The following is an 18,589-nucleotide window of genomic DNA, read 5'->3' on the forward strand; positions in this document are numbered from 1 at the left end:
ATAGCGTCATTATCTTTATATCCATTAAAAGCACAGTCAGAATATCGCTGTAAGTTGCTGATTTAACGAATATATTGTTGTTTTTGCTATAAATCGTTGTTTGGTATAAAAATCATTTTGGGGGACTTTGTTGATTTTGTCATTTTAACAAATATATTGAAAATTTCATATTTTATAATATCCGTAAAGGTTTTGTTAATGTAGCCTTTTGAGTATGTTAGTGACTGCAATTTCTAATACCGGCTACTAACTACATACTAAAAACTACTGACTAAACTACTTTTATATTTATGGGGGTGGTCGGTTTTCATTATTCAAAAAGCCTGTTTCTGAAACCAGACGATCAAAAGGACTGGTTACGGTTGACAGTGCATCGCTGATAATATGAGTGTATCGTTCTGTTGTTTTTATGCTCCGGTGTCCCAAAAGTTCCTGTACATATCGAATGTCGCGTCCATCTTCAAGTAAATGAGTGGCAAACGAATGACGGAGCATGTGCAAGTGTACTTTTCGTTGTATTCCTGCTGCTTTGGCCATGTTTTTCAGCACTTGCGCCATGCTGGTTGTGCTGTATTTAATTCCTGGTTTTGTGCTTTCGAAAACATAAATTTTTGGGTGGTATTCTTTTAAGTAATTGGTGAAAAGATCATGCAAATGCCTTGAGAATAATGTATACCGATCCTTTTTGCCTTTTGAGTCTCTGATAAAAAGACGATTGTTTTTCAGATCGACATCAGCTAATTTTAAATTCTGAACTTCTTTGCGTCGCAGACCGGCTGTGTATGCAATGGCAATTATCAGTTTATGTTTTATATTGCTTGTGGTTTTAAGCATTGCCGATATCTCTTCGCGCGAAAAATAATCGGGCAGATGGAAGCCGCGTCTGGGGCGAAGAACATACTTGTCCGATAAGGTTTGATTATGTACTTTCTCGAAAAAGAATTTGAATGTGTTTACCAGGTTATCCTGATGTGATGCCGATTTGTCGCGGTGCATAATCATATACTCCTTTATTTCTTCATCCGAAATAAAAGAGGGATGTTTGTAATTGAAATGAGCCAGGAAGCGCATGAATGTACTTAAATACATCATCCGGGTTTTTTCACTGTATTCTGCATTTGTCAGTATCTGACGATATTGTTTTTCGTAAATGTCTTTTAATCTGTATCGTTGCAGAATCCTGTACAATTTTATTTTTAGTGTATCCTCAGTATGTGGTTTGTTTCTGTATTCAAGCAAATTATTTTTGGGAGTGTATTCTGTCCGGCATTCGTCTATCAGGCTTTTCAGATATTCAAATGCATCTTCACTATTGCCGGGAAGCCGGTATCTTGTTTTAAAAAGTGGTAAGGCGTCTGCCGGTAGAGCACAAATATCTGAAATTTTAAGATTGGCATGGTAAATGAGAAACAGCAACAGGCGTTCTCCCGGTGTTTTGATGTTCGCCAAAAGTTGTTTTATTTCATCGAAAGGCAGAAACAGCAAACTTTTCCTGACTGGTTTCTTTTCCGCGAAGTAAAAAAACATTTTATCACGTCCCAATGTCCTTTCGTAATAAAACTTAATGGCAGCTATGGTTTGGCGCAGAGTTGTTTCACTAAGTGTTTTCTTTTTTTCCTTTATGTAGCTGTAAATTTCACGGTAGCTCAAATTTTCTACATCCCGGGAAGCATTTTCTGAAAGAAATTTTGTGAAGTAATAACGATAAGTGCTGCATGTTACCGGGCTTAGCCTTTTCAACGTTAAGGTACTGTTATATTCTTTTAGCACCTGTTTGTGCTTTTGTGGTAAAACCGGTGCATTTTTTTCCTGATTAAGTGTTTTCTTCCGACCATCTGCATTCAAATGGTTATCACTATTCGTTTGAGTGGTTGATAATGGTTGGGGCGACCGCTTAACAATTATTCTTTCCCACGGAAATCCTTGTTTTTCTATTATCCCGACTATTTTTTGATAAACTTCATTATTCCCTTCAAATAACCAGTTTTGGTGCTTTTTTATCCACAAACCTTCGTTTAATCTTCCGAATGTTCTGAATAACACCGGACAATAGCCATGATCTACGTAAATCTTCTTTCGTTCTTTGTCAATTCTTACTTTTACTTTTTGTATGGTTACAGACTGATGAAGATGACTTTGTGGGAAAGTCTTTTTCTCAATGGGTGAATTTTTTAATCCGGGGTTGACATTTTCTGCAGCACCATCCAATTCGGTCAATAGAGACTTGTAATCAAGAAAAGCAACCGGTTCCAGAAGACTAATGGTTTTTTGCAGATTAAATATGCTTTTGGGCTGATACCAGCATTTCCTCGTTGCACTCCAGCAGGTGCCCGGTAACTGGCGTACATTCCGGATCAATTCCGGATCATACGAAAATTTTAAAAAAATCACTTCGGAGTTTCTGTGGTGATCCGGGACTAGTGTTATGGTTGGTTTGGCCTTCAATTTGGATTATTATTTGTGCATCAGTAAATTTAGCATTACCATTTTTTCTATCCAAATCATCAGGCGTTTTTTTGATGTACGACCTGTAGAGGATGTTCAAATCTGAAGGTTAATGGCCTCTCCTTTTACAAGTAAGAACCACTTGTCCTGATCTAAAGCATGTTTCAAAATGTAGTGATGTTGGTCGTTGGTAACAACCTTAAAGTAGGTTGACGCCGGATAATCCGGTGACGATTCCCTTTGATACCAGCGGTCAATAATTTCAGTAATATGAAATGGCATATCGTGCAGATAAAATTTTATCGGATATTCATCTGCACGATAGCCTGAATAGCATTCAACACTAATAGCAATCAATTGTTGCATTTTTATCAGTTGGTTTGACCAACAATGGCAACATAGTTTTTTCCGTATTTTTTGGCACATTTAGGGCAGGTGGTGTACCACATGTACTATCCTGCCATGGTCGTTTCAGAGGATGTTCTTCTGTTGATTTCTATTTCCGTTTTCCAGGCTTTTTGCCTTTTCCTTTTTGCAGTTGTGCCTGCTGTTTTTGCATCTCTTCGAGGCGGGCCTGGAATTTCGATTTCTTTGCAGGTTTTTTCTGATTGGCTTTCAGTTTGGCAAGAATGGCCTTCTCGTCCACAAACTGCCGTATCAGAACTGTCTGACCAATAGTGATGAGGGTTGAAATAAAATAATAGTAACTAAGCCCCGACGCATAGCTGTTGAAGAAAAACAGGAACATCACGGGCATAAGATACATCATCCCCTTCATTCCAGGCATCTGGGCCGACGACTGAGTCATTTCCTGGTTAATGCGGGTATAAACAACATTGGTAACGGCCATTAAAAGCGTAAACAAACTCACATGATCGCCATAAAACGGAATTGTGAAGGGCAAATCAAGAATGCTGTCGTACGTTGAAAGGTCGGATGCCCACAAGAAACTTTCCTGACGTAACTCAATGGATGACGGGAAGAAACGGAACATGGCAATCAGTATAGGCATCTGCAGCAAGATGGGTAAACAACCGCCCATAGGGTTTACTCCTGCTTTTCGATAAAGTGCCATCGTGGCCTGCTGCCGTTCCATGGCTTTTTCTTTAGGAATACGCTCATTGATCTCATCAATCTGAGGTTTCAATACACGCATTTTGGCCGTCGACATGTACGATTTGTAGGTCAGCGGGAACAGGACTATTTTGATCAGAATGGTCAGTATCAGGATGATGATGCCATAGTTGCCTATAAAACCCTCAAGAAAGTTGAAAACAGGGATAACGGCATACCGGTTGATCCAACCGAAAATTCCCCATCCCAAAGGCAGAATTTCATGCAGCTCAAGTCCTTCGTAAGAGCGCAGTGTATAAAAATGGTTCGGTCCGAAAAAGAACTGCATGGATGCTTCGTCATCTTCTTCGAATCTGAAGGGCAGGGCCAGTTCTGCCTGGTTAATTCTCAAAAACGGACTCTTTTCATCTTCAATTACCTCTGTTTCGACATATCCGCCTCCAAAATTTTGAGATGCTATTAGTACCGAGCTGAAAAACTGGTCTTTAAAAGCGACCCATTTCAGAGGGGTACGCAAATCTTCATTTTTATTGCTTGTTCCGGATATATCATCAACTTCATCCTGGAAAAATTTAAAATAAATGCCTGAATATTGCTGTTCAAACTGTCTTCCTTTTTCCTGGGCAGGCATTTTCTGATACCATTGCAGGTCGAGCGCATTTCGGGGCGTTGCAAACTTTTTCCCGAGATTCGTTGATGTTATGGAGTGATCCACTAAATACTCGTCCTCGGAAAGTGAATAGTTTAATGCCAGTTTTTCTCCATCAGGGCCGTTTATTTCAAAGGAAATGGAATTGGTTCCTTTTTCAACCGCATCGAAGTAAAGATCGTTGGTATTATAGATGCGGGTGTTATAGGTAAAGCTGAAACCATAACGGTTCTCATCTCCGTTGAAAAGTACCAGCGGACGACCCTCGTGCGTCTGATATTCTTTTAGTTCTACCGAATAAATTCGACCGCCAGGATTCGATAAGGTGACTTTGATTTTTTTGTTCTCGAGTGTGAAAAATTTCTTTTCACCCTGGGTATAAGGGGCAAGAATTCCTGCTGCCTGCCGGCGGATGCTGTCCTGATTTGTTTTTTCATCAACTTCTTCGGCCGAAATTTCTTTTTGTGTGCCTTCCTCTTTCTTTTCAGCTTCACGAGCGGCTTCTTGTGCTTCAATTCTGTTCAGCGAATCGAGTTGGCGCTTTCGTTCAGCTATTTCTTCTTCCGAAGGTTTATTCATCCACCAAAACAAGGCCAAAATGGCTGTGATAAGTAATAATCCGGTTACTGAATTTTTGTCCATTATCTGTAATTGTATTTTTTATATTTTTGAGTGTGGCCTAAAAAGCATCTTTGTTGCCAGACTCTTTGTTGTTTATCCTTTCTTGATGATTCTCTGCATCTGCCAATCCCTGAAATCCTTACTTCTCTCTTCTGCTAAAACTAAAAACTAAAAACTAATGACTAAAAACTAATGACTAAAAACTAATGCCTATTCACCCCCTCTTTCCCATGATCAATGGCAGCTTTTACAAAGGCCAGAAACATTGGATGCGGATTAAGTACCGTACTACTGTACTCCGGATGAAATTGTACGCCAACAAACCATCTGTGTGAAGGTATTTCAATTATTTCAACCAGTCCTGTGTCGGGATTGGTTCCGGCGCTTATCATTCCTGCTGTTTCAAACTGTTCCAGGTATTCGTTGTTGAATTCATATCGATGCCGGTGGCGTTCATTCACCAGCTCTTTTTTGTAAGCATTATAGGAACGGGTGTTTTTAGTAAGCTCACATTCATAAGCACCCAGTCGCATTGTTCCGCCTTTGTCGGTTACATTTTTCTGGTCTTCCATCAGGTCAATTACCGGGTGCGGTGTATTGTGGTCCATTTCACGCGAGTTGGCCTTTTCAAGCTTCAGTACGTTGCGGGCAAATTCTATTACTGCACATTGCATTCCCAGACAGACCCCAAAGAATGGAATGTTCTTTTCGCGGGCATATTTTGCGGCAGCCAGTTTTCCTTCGATTCCTCTGTGTCCAAATCCCGGGGCAACCAGTATGCCATGAAGGTCTTTCAGTTTGTTTTCAACATTTTCGGTGGTCAGATTTTCCGAATGTATGAGCCTGAGGTCGACTTTGTGGTCATTGTAAGTACCTGCATGGTTAAGAGATTCAATAATGGATTTGTAGGCATCGGGTAGTTCCACGTATTTTCCGACAAGACCAATGCGAACCGTCTTTTTTGCATTTTTAAGTTTGCTCAGAAAGGCTTTCCATTCCTTCAGCTCGGGTTTGCCTTCAACAGGAAGCCGGAGTTTTTCAAGAACCGTCTCATCCAGTCCTTCTTCCTGCATTTTTACGGGTACCTCGTAGATGGAGGATACATCAATTGACTGAATGACCGCCCTGATATCTACATTACAGAAAAGAGCTACTTTCTTTCGAACGTCGGTAGTGAGGTCTTTTTCGGTTCGAAGTACAAGCACATCGGGCTGAACCCCGATTTCGAGCAATGATTTTACCGAGTGTTGTGTCGGTTTTGTTTTCAACTCTCCGCTGGCGGCCAGATAGGGGACAAGTGTCAGGTGAATGACCATTGCTCTGTGTCCCAGTTCCCATTTCAGCTGCCGAACTGCTTCGATATAGGGAAGAGATTCGATATCGCCAACCGTTCCGCCAATTTCGGTGATGACAACATCAAATTTATGCTTCGTGCCCAGGAGTTTGATGTTGCGTTTGATCTCATCGGTTATATGAGGAATAATCTGTACTGTTTTTCCCAGGTAGTCACCTTTGCGTTCTTTGTTGATGACATTTTGATATATCCGTCCTGTGGTAACATTGTTGGCCTGCGAGGTGGGAACATTCAGAAACCTTTCGTAATGGCCAAGGTCGAGGTCTGTTTCTGCTCCGTCTTCGGTTACAAAGCATTCGCCGTGTTCGTAGGGGTTGAGTGTTCCGGGATCCACGTTCAGGTACGGGTCCAGTTTTTGAATGGTTACCCTGTAACCCCGGGCCTGAAGTAATTTGGCCAGCGATGCTGAAATAATTCCTTTTCCCAAAGAGGAAGTGACACCTCCTGTAACAAAAACATAGCGTGTATCGGGCACTTTTTCAATATTTTAAGGTTTAACGAATGGGCATGTTCAAATTTTTTCAAGCCACAAAGTTAGCAAAAAGAACCCGGAATATGTGACCCTGTTCAAGAAAATGAGCAACAACGCAAGATACCTTTTATTGCTCTTTTTCCATTTCTTCAATGAGGTCGAGTTTTTTGTTAAGTAATGTGATGTTGCGTTTGCCGTTTTCTATTTTGTTTTTGAAATCGCGCACTAACGCTTCCGAGTTTTTCGATTTGGTGAAGAAGCCTATGTTATTTTCCCAAAGAATGATATCGTTTTCCAGTTGTTTCAGTTTCCCGATGATTTTGTTTCTCTCCTGGTTGATGCGATCCTCAAATTGTCCTTCCAGTTTCCAGTTTTCCAGTTTATTTCTGAATTTTTGCAAAGCTTTGGTGGTTTCATCCATGTTCAGATGGTCGAATCGTGCATTTATCAGGTTACGGAATTCCTGGTTTACCCGGTCCTTTTCTTTAATCGGAACAAACCCGATTTCTGACCAGCGGCGCTGAAAGTCCTGGAGTACCCTGAAGCTCTCTTCGTTGTTTTTGCCTGGTTCATATTGTCTGAGCTCTTCAATAAGTTCTTCCTTGAGCTTCAGGTTTTGTTCCTGTGCTTCATCTTTTTTGCTGAAGAACTCTGCCTTTCGGTTGAAGAAATGATCACAGGCACCACGAAACTTTTTCCAGATGGCATCGGAATGTTTTCGTGGTACAGGCCCGATTTCTTTCCACCGTTTCTGAATGCGGATGAGCTCTTCGGTGGTATTCTTCCAGTCGGTACTGTCTTTAAGGGCCTCGGCCTGCTGAACAAGCTCGTTTTTGAGCTGCAGGTTGTTTTGTTGTTCTTCTTTATATCGCCTGAAATATTCTCGCTTGGCATCAAAAAAGCGGTCGCAGGCTGCCCGGAACCTCAGATATATTTCCTGGTTGTCTTTTTTGGGCGCAAAACCAATTGTTTTCCATAATCGTTGTATTTCGATGATGGTTTTGCTGTGGTTTTCCCATTCTTTTGGCGATTTAAGGTCTTTTTCCAATATGGCTTCAACCTTTTCGCAAAGTTCCTTTTTGGCTTCCAGATTTTTCTGTTGCTCTTCTTTCAGGTTTTCAAAATATTCCTGGTGTTTTTGATTGATTTTTACCGTGGCTTCGCGGAAACGTTCCCATAGTTCCTCTTTCTTTTCTTTAGGAACAGGCCCTATTTCACGCCACTGGTCATGATACTTCTGAAGTGTTTTAAAGGCCTTAACAATTGATGGTTCCAGAAGGAGCTTTTCGGCTTTTTCGCAAAGGCCCAGCTTAGCTTCGTAGTTCTTCTTAAGATCGAGGTCGCGAAGCTCTTTGTTGATTTTGATGTAATTGTAGAAGTTTTCGACGTGCAGGTGATAATTTTCCCACATGTCGTGGACCTCCTTTTGCGGAACAGGCCCTATCTCCCGCCATCTTTGCTGGAGAGCTCTGAATTCATCAAAAGTATGATGAAGCGACTCCTGTCGGTTGACCAAATCTTTGATGCCTTCGATAACTTCATATTTGGCTGCCAGGTTTTTCTTCTTTTCCTCCTCAATTTGAGCTCTTTCTTCGTCACGTTTTTTGCGAAAAGCCTGAATGGCTTCCTGCATAGCATCCGACAGATCATCGTGGGGTGGCGTAAAGGCTTCGGCCGGTTCACCCGATGCGATGAACTCTTCTCTCATCCTGGTGAGTTCTGCTGCACTTTTTCGTTCGAATTCTTTACGGATGGCTTCAACATGTCCTTTTATAGCCGATGCCGGAAATTCGTTCATTAATTTATGGTAGTGTTTAAGCAGTTCTTCCCGCGAAAGTGTTGAATAATCTACCTCTTCCGGGTGATTTTTTTCAGCATCCGAACCTTTTTTTCCAAGGTCTGAAGATTTGTCTTTTTTATCGCTGTCAACATCTTGCCGGCTTTCTTCTGATTTAATTTCATCTTTACCTTCTTCGCTATCGGCTACATCATCCTCTTCAGACTCGTCTTTTTCAATGGCGTCCTCCTCATCCGTTGCTTCGGGTTCATTTTCTTCATCAGAATCGTTTTCTTCATTATCCTGATACGCCTCAGCCTCTTTTGCGTCGTCCTGGTTAGTAGCTTCGTCCGAAGGTTCTTCCTCAGTAACCGCTTCTTCAGTTACCTCGCTGGCTTCCCCGGCGGCAGGGTCGACAGAGGACTCAGGTTCACGGCTTTCTTTGTCCGGTATTTCAGATTGTTCGGTGTCGCTTTCCCCGTTTTCGGTTGATTGCTCTTCCTGGTTTTCCGGAAAAGTTTGTTCTTTATCTTCCTTATTACCGGATTTGGATTCTTCAACCTCGTTTTCAGGGGAAGGATTCTTGTTGTCGTTCTGCATATTTTCAGTTGATTCTCCTGAATTCAAATTCATCTGTTCGTCAGATGATTTGTTTAGATCGTTGGCTACCATCTTTCTCTTTTTTTAAAGATGCGACAAAGCTGATTAGATTTCTGATTACGAAACTATCAAATATACCATAATCATCAAATATTTTTCCATCAAAATGGAATTTTATCGGGTTTTTAGCATTCAATAGATCGTTAGATTTTCAGATATAAGATGTAAGATGATTTTTATAACCTTGATCTACTGCATTTTAACGGCTAAACCCATCTGAGATGCAGACAATTGGTTTGCAGCGTATTGCAAAAACTTAGCGGAGTATTTTGCTTATCAGGCCAATTTTCGGTACTAACGGTAAAATTCTTATCTGCAAAATTTAACACTTCTGCCTTCTGCCTGGCAAACTTCTGCCTGTCGATTACTTATATCTAAAAATCTAATGATCTGTTAAGGCAAACTTTGCCATACCCGTTTCAGTAGTAAACGCATATTTCTATCTTTGCAAAAAAGTTTTTGTATGCGCATTGACATTCTCACACTGTTTCCGGCTATGTTTCAGGGGCCGTTTTCCGAGTCGATCATAAAAAGGGCGATGGAAAAAGGTGCAGTTGACATACATATTCACGATATACGTGACTATTCGCAGGACAAACATAAAAGGGTTGATGATTATCCTTTTGGAGGTGGTGCAGGAATGGTGATGCAAATAGCCCCCATTGCACGACTCATCGATAAACTGAAGTCCGAAAGAAATTACGATCAGGTGATTTATTTGAGTCCCGACGGGAAGCGTTTTAACCAGAAGGAAGCCAACCGGCTTTCGCTTTGTGACAATATAATTCTTCTATGCGGGCACTATAAAGGAGTCGACCAGAGAGTGCGCGATCAATATATCACTCGTGAAATATCTATTGGCGATTTTGTTTTGAGCGGGGGAGAGCTTGCCGCTGCAATGGTTGTTGATGCTGTTGTCAGAGTCATCCCGGGCGTGATTGGCGACGAAACTTCGGCACTTACCGACTCTTTTCAGGACAATCTTCTGGCACCGCCTGTTTACACCAGACCATACGATTTCAGGGGGTGGAAGGTTCCCGACGTTTTGCTTTCAGGCAATGACAAGCTGATTGATGAGTGGCGTGAGCAACAGTCGCTGGAGCGCACCCGCCGGTTGCGACCCGATTTGTTTGATGACCACGATGAAAAGTGATGAACCATTATCTAGTGCCTGTCTATAAAGTAGGAAAAGATTCCTACTTATCATGTGTCTGTTCAGGAAGTGCCAGTTGCAAGGCTTGCGAAGCCGCCAAAACCGGAGTTTACTAATCGTAAATGAGGATTTTGGCGGCGAGCGTAACACAGCAAATGGCACTTTATGGACAGACACTATCTAACATCTATTTCTGTTTCAAGCATATCTCCCTGTAAATACAATAGTTACAATTCTCTTCATGCGGCGTTTGTTTAAAGGGGGTACCATCGTCGAACAATTCATCCAGTAATATTCCAAGGGCATTACTATAAGCAGGTTCCGCCTTTTCAAGATTCAACTCTTCCTGCTGTCCACGGGACGGTTTTAGATATAAACTGATATCTGTATCGGTAAAAAGTTTGCGCATCCAGACCACGGCAGGTTGTACTCTGTCAGGCGTGGTTTTCCGGTCATCCGAAACCATCAGCGAATAGAGCAGTGTCTGGAAAATGGCTTTGTTTTCGGAGTGTTTGGATGTATCGTACAGGTCATCAATATCGGCAATGCGGTTGGTACCTTTTCCTGTTTTGTAATCAATAACCCGTATGGTACCGTCTTTTTCTTCTAACCGGTCGATGTTGCCACCTAAACGAATCTTGTGCCCCGATGGCGTTGTGAAAGTCATCTTCATCCGGTATTCCAGGCCGTGAATAACGAAGGGTGTTCTCTTTTTCTCACTTTCAAAAAAGCCTTTCAGATAGCGCATCAGCACTTCAAATACGAGACTGTTTTTTCCTTGCAGATCGGCAAAAACATTTTGTTCCTGCTTAATAAAAGGGACGTTTTGCGCAAATATTTCCTCAAGCGTATGACGAAGATTGACGGGCTTCGAAATTTGTTCAATTATTTCGGACGTCAAAATTTCACCGCGGTATGGTTTGTACAATGCTTCTACCGTTTGATGGAATAAATTACCGAAGATGCGCGGATCCAGTTCTTCCGAAATATCTTCCGGCTCTTTGGCTTCAGCAAGGTATTTGAAGTAGAAGCGGAGCGGGCATTCGATGTAATCGCTTAGTGCACTTGGGGAAAGGGCACGGTCTCCGTTATCCAGAAAAGACGAAAGCTGATTCATTACCCGGGTATTTTTTTCGGCATGTATTTCAGGGACTGCTTTGATGCCTGCTTCCTGTGTGTATGTAAGGTTTTCAACAATACCCGGATATTCGTAATAGAGCTGATGCAGAAAACGGCTCATTTCGCCTGCCTGCTTGTTGGCGTCAGTGGCAGACCATACGAGGGTCACATTTTTGGCACGGTGGATAAGACGATAAAAATAATAAGCAAAAATAGAATCCTGATTATCTATGGTAGGGAGTCCGAAACCTTTTCGCAGGTTGAAAGGAATGGCCGAATTGGGTGGGGCTGCATGGGGAAATATCCCTTCGTTCATGCCGGTGATTACCAGGTTGTCGAAATCCAAAACCCTGGTTTCCAGAATTCCCATCATCTGAAGTCCGCTCAAAGGTTCTCCCCGAAAAGGAACCGTCTGGTAATCGGCCAGTTTACGAAAAAGCCGAAACCAGGTTTCCGGTGCTACGGTTATATTTTGTTTAGACAATATTTCCCCAAGCCGCTTGATGGTCAGGTACAGGTGATAAACAAATTCTTGCTCTAAAGCGGTTTCGGGACGTTTTTTAAGGTTCCTGTAAATGGTTTCCAGGATGTCTGTAAAGTACGAAGTCAGCTCATCAGGCGTTACCGCCTTTTTAAGCACTTTATGGAGGAGCTCATTTTCCGGGATTTGTGCTCTTTCAATGAATACTTTGTTGGCCTTTATCAGATCGTTGATCAACTGATGTCCCTGCTCTCCAATCAAGGGTGATATGTACTGATGACGCAGAAGTGCCAGAAGATGTCGATGATAGAACCAGGTTTTGCCTTCCCTGGTGGTTCGCATGGCATGTTGCATGGTCATCAGTGTGTCAATAAGACTGTAGGCAGGCGTGTTTTTGAGCGGATAGCCAAGTGTTACGTTGATTTTTTCCCATTCGGCAGGAACCGCATGAATTGCCGGCAACATTAACGTTTCATCGGCCAGAATAAAAGCGGTTCTCACTCCGGGAGAGGTGCTGCTTTCTTTACCGGGTTTGACTTTTGCCATTTGTTTTAAGAAAGATGCAGCAATTTGGGTTTGCGCCAAATCATTAGCTGCAGTGGCAATTGTGATTTTTTCTGGCCCCTCCGTGAAAGGATTTTCCCAGTCATCGGGCATCGGAAAATCCAAAAGGTTCCGTTTAATGAATCTTCCTGCTTCGTGCTCTCCCTGAGGTGTTTGTTTACCGGCCGGACTTTCCGGATTTTTCAGTATCCATTCGGGATAATCCCAGAAAAACGAGGCCTTTCCTTTTGTTTTTAAGTAATTGAGTAAACGCTTTTCACAATTATTCAATGCATTCAGGCCGGCGAAAACAATGTGCTTGTATGCAACATCTTCAATGGTTTTGTCCTGTATCTTTTGAGCCACTGCTTTAAACAGTTTTCCTTCATAAACTTCATTATCCCGGTCAAGACGTTCGTTGAAATGTTCATATAATACAGGCATTTTTTTCCATAATTCGAGAAATGATTGTTGTAGTTTCGACAGCCGTTTAGGGTCAAAAGAACTCCAAAAGGTACGAATGGCTTCGATCTGTTCTTTGTCGAGGTGACTAAAATCATCTTCGAGAGCCTTCTGATCGGCCAGATTCATGAAAACCTGGAAGGGATTGACGAGGTATTTATCAATGTCGTCGAAATCCGAAAGACACATCTCCCCCCACGGGATGAAGTCATCAAGAGCAACATCCGGGTCTGCTACTTCCCTGTAGGAATCAAAAAGTTTAAAAATCAGGCTGATATTATCACTGACAGGACGATGATCAAACTTCCCAAAAAAATCATTAATTGTCAGTATATCAGGCGAAAAAATGGGTTGAGGACTTTTTTCACTCAGGTATTGGCGAAAAAAAACGCCTGCCCGGCGGCTGGGGAAGACAAAACAAAAGTCCGAAATATCTGTTAAATACTTTTGAAGATGGTAATCGGCCAGTTGTTCCAGAAAAAAATGCATATTGAAGCGTGTTTTCAGCAAAGATAAATTTTTTGACTGACTTTAAATTGATCCCTCTATTCTGATTTCGTGATCAAGAGCCATAAAGGGTAATTCAGTCAGTAGTTTTTAGTCAGTAGTCAATAGTCAATAGTCAGTAGTCAATAGTAAAGATTTAGTTACTGACATACTTACAACAGATCGTAAGATTTTTAGATATAAGATGTTTCGTACAACATTGATATGCTGTATTTTAACAAGCAAGATTCTGTGGGCATAAACAATTGGTTTCGCAAGCCCCCGACGATATCGGGGCAGCCATTGCAACTGGTACTGTCTGAACAGACACACATATTGTGAAAATTTTTGAGAGTTTATGGACAAGTACTAAATAATATTATGGATTCATTTTCGTTTGTCGGTAACAGCGACATTGAAGCGATTGAAAAACTTTATGAGGATTACAGAAACAATCCCGACTCGGTAGATGAGAGTATGCGGAACTTTTTCCGTGGCTTCGATTTTGCTTTTCGTAATTTCAATCATTCCGGCGAAGGCGTTGTTGGTAAAGAGTTTAATGTCATTAATCTTATTCACGGGTATCGTCAGCGCGGCCATCTTTTTACCGCTACCAATCCTGTTCGAACCCGCCGGAAATACTTTCCGACACTCGACATAGAAAACTTCGGGCTTTCGGAGGATGACCTGGATGTTGTGTTTCAGGCTGGAAAAGAAATTGGTTTGGGCCCGGTCCCTCTGCGCGATATAATATCACATCTGAAACAAACCTATTGTGGATCTGTGGGGGTTGAGTATCTCTATATTCGTCATCCCGAAATGGTGTCATGGTTAAAAAGAAGGATGGAAAGGGTACGCAACACCCCCTCATTCACAGTAGACAAAAAGATGAGAATATTTCACCGGCTTAAAGAAGCAGCAGGATTTGAAAGTTTCATTCACCGGAAATTTGTAGGTCAGAAACGATTTTCACTTGAGGGTTCCGAAGTGCTCATTCCCGGTCTTGATGCCATTATCGAAAAAGGTGCAGCTCTGGGAATAAAGGAAGTAATGATCGGAATGTCCCATCGCGGGCGTCTTAATGTTTTGAGTAATATTCTTAAGAAACCGGTTCGTGATATTTTTAATGAATTTAACGGGGATCAGTACGATGATAGTATTTCTCTGGGAGATGTCAAATACCATCTGGGGTATGATAATTCCATCGATACGCTGTCCGGGACAGTAAAAGTTAATCTTTTACCTAACCCTTCGCATTTGGAGGCCGTAACTCCTGTAGTGGAAGGATTAACCCGCTCACGCGCCGAACAGGCATACGATAAAGATTTTAATAAGGTCATTCCTCTGGTTATTCACGGCGATTCGGCCATCGCCGGACAGGGCGTTGTTTATGAGGTTGTTCAGATGGCAGGACTGAATGGTTATTCAACAGGAGGTACCATTCATATTGTGATAAATAATCAGGTTGGTTTTACCACCAATTATCTGGATGCGCGCTCCAGCACCTATAGTACTGATGTGGGAAAGGTAACCCGCAGTCCGGTATTTCATATCAACGGAGACGATGCCGAAGCCATGGTTTATGCCCTTGAGCTTGCGGTGGAATACAGGCAGACTTTCCATACCGATGTTTTTATTGATATCCTCTCGTACCGGAAGCACGGACATAACGAAGGTGATGAGCCCCGCTTTACGCAGCCGACACTCTATAAGGCCATTGCAACACATCCCAATCCACGGGATATTTATGCCAGAAAACTGATAGAAGAGAATGTTCTGACTAAAAAGGAGATTGAGAAATTTCAGAACGACTTTAACCAAATGCTCGAGACCGGTCTGGCCGAATCGCAGAAAACCGATATTGTTCATATAAGGCCTTTCCTTCAGGATATTTGGGGAAAATTCAGGCATGCCGAAGACAGCGATTTTAATGAATCTCCTCAAACCGGTGTCGATAAGGATCAACTTATTGACCTGGCTGAAAAAATTAACACACTTCCGGCCGACAAAAAATTTTTCCGTAAGCTGGAGAAGCTGGTCGAAGACCGGAAAAAAATGGTCAAAGAAGACCGTATTGACTGGGCTATGGGTGAGTTGCTCGCCTATGCCTCGCTGCTTATGGAAGGCCACCCGGTAAGAATAAGTGGTCAGGATTCGGTTAGGGGTACTTTTGCGCATCGCCATGCAGGGTTTACACTCGAAGATATGGCAGAATCCTATTTCCCGCTTCAGCATCTTTCCCCGGAACAGGCCATTTTTAATATCTATAATTCGCCACTCAATGAATACGGCGTAATGGGGTTTGAGTATGGTTTTGCCCTTGGCGTTCCTGACGGCCTGACAATATGGGAAGCCCAGTTTGGCGATTTCTTCAATGTGGGGCAGGTGGTGGTCGACCAGTTCATCAGTTCGGCTGAAGAAAAATGGGGTTTGAAAAACGGGCTGGTGCTTTTTCTTCCCCACGGTTTCGAAGGTCAGGGCCCCGAACACTCAAGTGCCCGAATTGAACGGTTCCTGAACCAGGCGGCCGGAAACAATATGCAGATTCTTAATTGTACTACTCCGGCTAATCTTTTCCATGCCTTAAGACGTCAGATGAAGCGTGATTTCAGAATTCCTATGGTGGTGTTTACCCCCAAAAGTCTTTTAAGGCATCCGCTTTGCATTTCCAGAATGGATGAACTTGCTGATGGTGCGTTTCAGGAAGTATTGGACGATGAAGATACAGACCCTGAGAGTGTTAAAAGAGTTGTTCTTTGCAGTGGCAAAATATATTACGATTTACTGGCCAGGAAACAGGAACTCAATGCAAGGGATGTTGCTTTGATTCGAATTGAGCAATTACATCCCTTTCCCAAACATAAAATCCTGGAGGTGATAAAACGTTATCCCAATGCTTTGCTAAACCTCTGGGTACAGGAAGAACCCGAGAACATGGGAGCCTGGTATTATGTGGAAAATCAATTGCCTGAACTAAAACCGGTGCCGGTCGCCAGACTGGCCAGCGCCAGTCCTGCTACCGGACTCAGTGGACTGCATGTTGTCGGGCAAAAAGAAATAATCGGTAAAGTCTTTAAAAAATGTCATTGCGAATTGAAAAACGATTACTGCGGTCTTCAATGCGTCGAAGGTAAAACAAGAGCTGAAATATTGAAACAGCATAAATATTTTGAAACACCACAACGATTCTCAATATAGAATTGAGTTTGGCAACAAAGATGCTTTTAAGACCTTACTCATAAATATTTAACCACAAAAATAAGGGTAGTACCATAAATTTACACATGATAAGTAAGAAACTTTTCCTGCTTTATAGACAGGCACTTTTTAGTCAATAGATCCGGTTAAGATTCATATAAAATTTAACAGAGTATTAAACAATATGATAGACGTAAAAATACCAAGTCCGGGAGAATCAATTACCGAAGTTGAACTGGCCACATGGATGGTGAATGATGGCGATATGGTCCATAAAGACCAGGATTTGGCAGAAATAGAATCCGACAAAGCCACTCTTATGCTCAACGCACCCGAAAGTGGCAAAATTTTCATTAAAATAGAAGCAGGCACTTCAGTCTCACCAGGCGATATAGCCTGTCAGATTGATACTTCGGTTGAAGTAACCGATGATATTTCTGAAGATGAAGATAAGAAGGATAGTACTGATGAGGTGAAAGAAAAAACATCTGAGACTGAAAGAACAGAACTAATTGAAAAGGAACAGAGCGGGGGCAGTGAATCTTCAGAACTCACTTCCGGACAGAAGCAAAACAAAGTTTCTGATAAAAACAAAAATGTTAAGATCACCCCGTTAGCCAGGGAGAAAATGAAGGCAGCCGGTCTGTCTGTAGACGACATTTTGCAAGGGCTTAAAAAACTTTCAGCATCGGATGTGGATGCGGTTATTGAAGGCGTTTCTCAAAAAAAATACTGAATTAGCTGATGCCAGAGAAACAGTAGCGTCTGGCCGAAACGAGAAACGAGAAAAGATGAGCCAGTTACGCAAAAAACTCAGTCAGCGTCTGGTGAGTGTAAAAAATGAAACGGCCATGCTTACTACCTTCAACGAGGTTGATATGTCGGCCGTCATGAAGATACGAAAAGAATATCAGGATAAGTTTGTTGAAAAACACGGGCTGAAACTGGGTTTTATGTCTTTTTTCCTGAAGGCATCGGCCCTTGCATTAATGGCAAGGCCTCGGGTCAATAGTATGATTGATAAAGAGGAAATCGTAACCCCGGAGTATGTTGATATTTCCGTTGCCGTACAAACACCAAAAGGCTTGATGGTACCCGTTATCCGGAATGTGGAGAAACGCTCCCTGGCAGATATTGAATCCGAACTTAAGAAACTTGCAGGAAAAGCACGGTCGGGAAAAATTTCGCTGGAAGAAATGTCAGGAGGAACTTTTACTATTACCAACGGTGGCGTATTTGGTTCCATGCTGTCTACCCCGCTGATCAACCCCCCTCAGTCCGCAATTCTTGGCATGCACAACATTACAGACCGTCCCGTAGCTGTGGATGGGAAGTTGGAAATCCGTCCGGTTATGTACGTGGCCCTGAGTTACGACCACAGACTGATCGATGGTAAAGACTCGGTTGGTTTCCTGATGGACGTAAAAAAAATGATCGAACAACCCGAGATGTTGCTGTATGGAGGCAACGATGTTATAAGTAGTTTGCTGGAGCTGTGATTTACAATTGACCTTTAAGCTATATGGCAATAAAACACATCACCTTATCCGGTTCATTGACCTGACCAAAGCTTCATCTTTACCAATGGCGCGCAATGCCAGGTAAACCAATACCAGCGCAACCAACGGAAGAACAAGCGGCCAGCTGAATGAGAGTTCGCTGGCACCCAGCTCTTTGGCACCCGACTTGCCCATATAGTATATCATACCCGAAAGTCCGAGCAATAATCCCATATTCAATCCGCAAAGCCTGATCTGGATCAGCCGCTTCTTATACAAAAAGATAGTGAAGAATGAGATGGCCGTGGCGACTACGGTTAAGATTGAAAGCGCCCACCCCGGAATCACAAGTTGTGTTGTGTTTTCGGGGCCGATTTTGTAAATGCCTTTCCATGTCAGTTCGTAAAAGTCCTTCATGTCGGCCATTTCGGCCATGGTCAGAAAGAACAAACTTCCCGTCAAAATAGTGGCTATCAGTAAATATACTGTTTGTATGCGTTGTATCATAATCGGTTTGTTTTGAATACAAAAATATAAAATATTGAGGAATTACAGCTTTTCTGTAATATTCAACAGACTTTTATAACCTTAGGTCG

General features: G+C 42.3%; 12 protein-coding genes. 4 read left to right on the forward strand and 8 right to left on the reverse strand.

Annotation, left to right across the window (positions count from 1 at the left end; translation table 11 throughout):
* Positions 1 to 288 precede the first annotated feature (288 nt).
* The 6 genes from OQ5_RS0106135 to OQ5_RS0106160 all read right to left on the reverse strand — a co-directional run bounded on the left by OQ5_RS0106135 (position 289) and on the right by OQ5_RS0106160 (position 9,064).
* The gene (locus OQ5_RS0106135) at positions 289 to 2,445 is read right to left on the reverse strand and encodes a tyrosine-type recombinase/integrase (RefSeq protein ID WP_255297411.1); all 2,157 of its coding nucleotides are present in this window, start codon (positions 2,443 to 2,445) and stop codon (positions 289 to 291) included.
* Positions 2,446 to 2,541: 96 nt separating this feature from the next.
* Positions 2,542 to 2,811, reverse strand: a complete 270-nt coding sequence (locus OQ5_RS0106145) for a hypothetical protein (RefSeq protein WP_016776641.1) — start codon at positions 2,809 to 2,811, stop codon at positions 2,542 to 2,544.
* 5 nt (positions 2,812 to 2,816) lie between these two features.
* On the reverse strand, positions 2,817 to 2,894 hold the full coding sequence (locus OQ5_RS25250) for a hydrolase (protein ID WP_369688185.1): 78 nt from the start codon (positions 2,892 to 2,894) through the stop codon (positions 2,817 to 2,819).
* 47 nt (positions 2,895 to 2,941) lie between these two features.
* Positions 2,942 to 4,810, reverse strand: a complete 1,869-nt coding sequence (yidC, locus tag OQ5_RS0106150; protein WP_016776642.1) for a membrane protein insertase YidC — start codon at positions 4,808 to 4,810, stop codon at positions 2,942 to 2,944.
* A 182-nt stretch (positions 4,811 to 4,992) separates the two neighbouring features.
* Entirely contained in the window at positions 4,993 to 6,618 is a 1,626-nt protein-coding gene (locus OQ5_RS0106155; RefSeq protein ID WP_016776643.1) for a CTP synthase, read from the reverse strand.
* Positions 6,619 to 6,742: 124 nt separating this feature from the next.
* Complete coding sequence (locus OQ5_RS0106160; RefSeq protein WP_016776644.1) at positions 6,743 to 9,064, reverse strand: DUF349 domain-containing protein; 2,322 nt, start codon at positions 9,062 to 9,064, stop codon at positions 6,743 to 6,745.
* A 451-nt stretch (positions 9,065 to 9,515) separates the two neighbouring features.
* Between OQ5_RS0106160 and trmD the strand changes: the two genes are divergently transcribed.
* The gene (gene trmD / locus OQ5_RS0106165) at positions 9,516 to 10,205 is read left to right on the forward strand and encodes a tRNA (guanosine(37)-N1)-methyltransferase TrmD (protein WP_016776645.1); all 690 of its coding nucleotides are present in this window, start codon (positions 9,516 to 9,518) and stop codon (positions 10,203 to 10,205) included.
* 187 nt (positions 10,206 to 10,392) lie between these two features.
* Here trmD and OQ5_RS0106170 read toward each other — a convergent pair whose 3' ends face one another.
* Positions 10,393 to 13,299, reverse strand: coding sequence for a PD-(D/E)XK nuclease family protein (locus tag OQ5_RS0106170; RefSeq protein ID WP_016776646.1), 2,907 nt, complete (start codon positions 13,297 to 13,299; stop codon positions 10,393 to 10,395).
* A 378-nt stretch (positions 13,300 to 13,677) separates the two neighbouring features.
* Between OQ5_RS0106170 and OQ5_RS0106175 the strand changes: the two genes are divergently transcribed.
* The 3 genes from OQ5_RS0106175 (at position 13,678) to sucB (ending at position 17,993) form a co-directional block, all read left to right on the forward strand.
* Positions 13,678 to 16,494 (forward strand): 2-oxoglutarate dehydrogenase E1 component, encoded by a 2,817-nt coding sequence (locus OQ5_RS0106175; protein ID WP_016776647.1) that lies wholly within the window; start codon positions 13,678 to 13,680, stop codon positions 16,492 to 16,494.
* Positions 16,495 to 16,678: 184 nt separating this feature from the next.
* Positions 16,679 to 17,230 (forward strand): biotin/lipoyl-containing protein, encoded by a 552-nt coding sequence (locus OQ5_RS24335; protein ID WP_044107661.1) that lies wholly within the window; start codon positions 16,679 to 16,681, stop codon positions 17,228 to 17,230.
* A gap of 55 nt (positions 17,231 to 17,285) precedes the next feature.
* Positions 17,286 to 17,993 (forward strand): dihydrolipoyllysine-residue succinyltransferase, encoded by a 708-nt coding sequence (gene sucB, locus OQ5_RS24340; protein WP_255297412.1) that lies wholly within the window; start codon positions 17,286 to 17,288, stop codon positions 17,991 to 17,993.
* A 39-nt stretch (positions 17,994 to 18,032) separates the two neighbouring features.
* Here the strand turns inward: sucB and OQ5_RS0106185 are convergent, their stop codons facing one another.
* Positions 18,033 to 18,500, reverse strand: a complete 468-nt coding sequence (locus OQ5_RS0106185) for a DUF4293 domain-containing protein (protein ID WP_016776648.1) — start codon at positions 18,498 to 18,500, stop codon at positions 18,033 to 18,035.
* Positions 18,501 to 18,589: the final 89 nt, after the last annotated feature.

This window comes from Anaerophaga thermohalophila str. Valhall, from assembly GCF_000250735.1.
GTDB classification, from domain to species: Bacteria; Bacteroidota; Bacteroidia; order Bacteroidales; family Marinilabiliaceae; genus Anaerophaga; species Anaerophaga thermohalophila_A.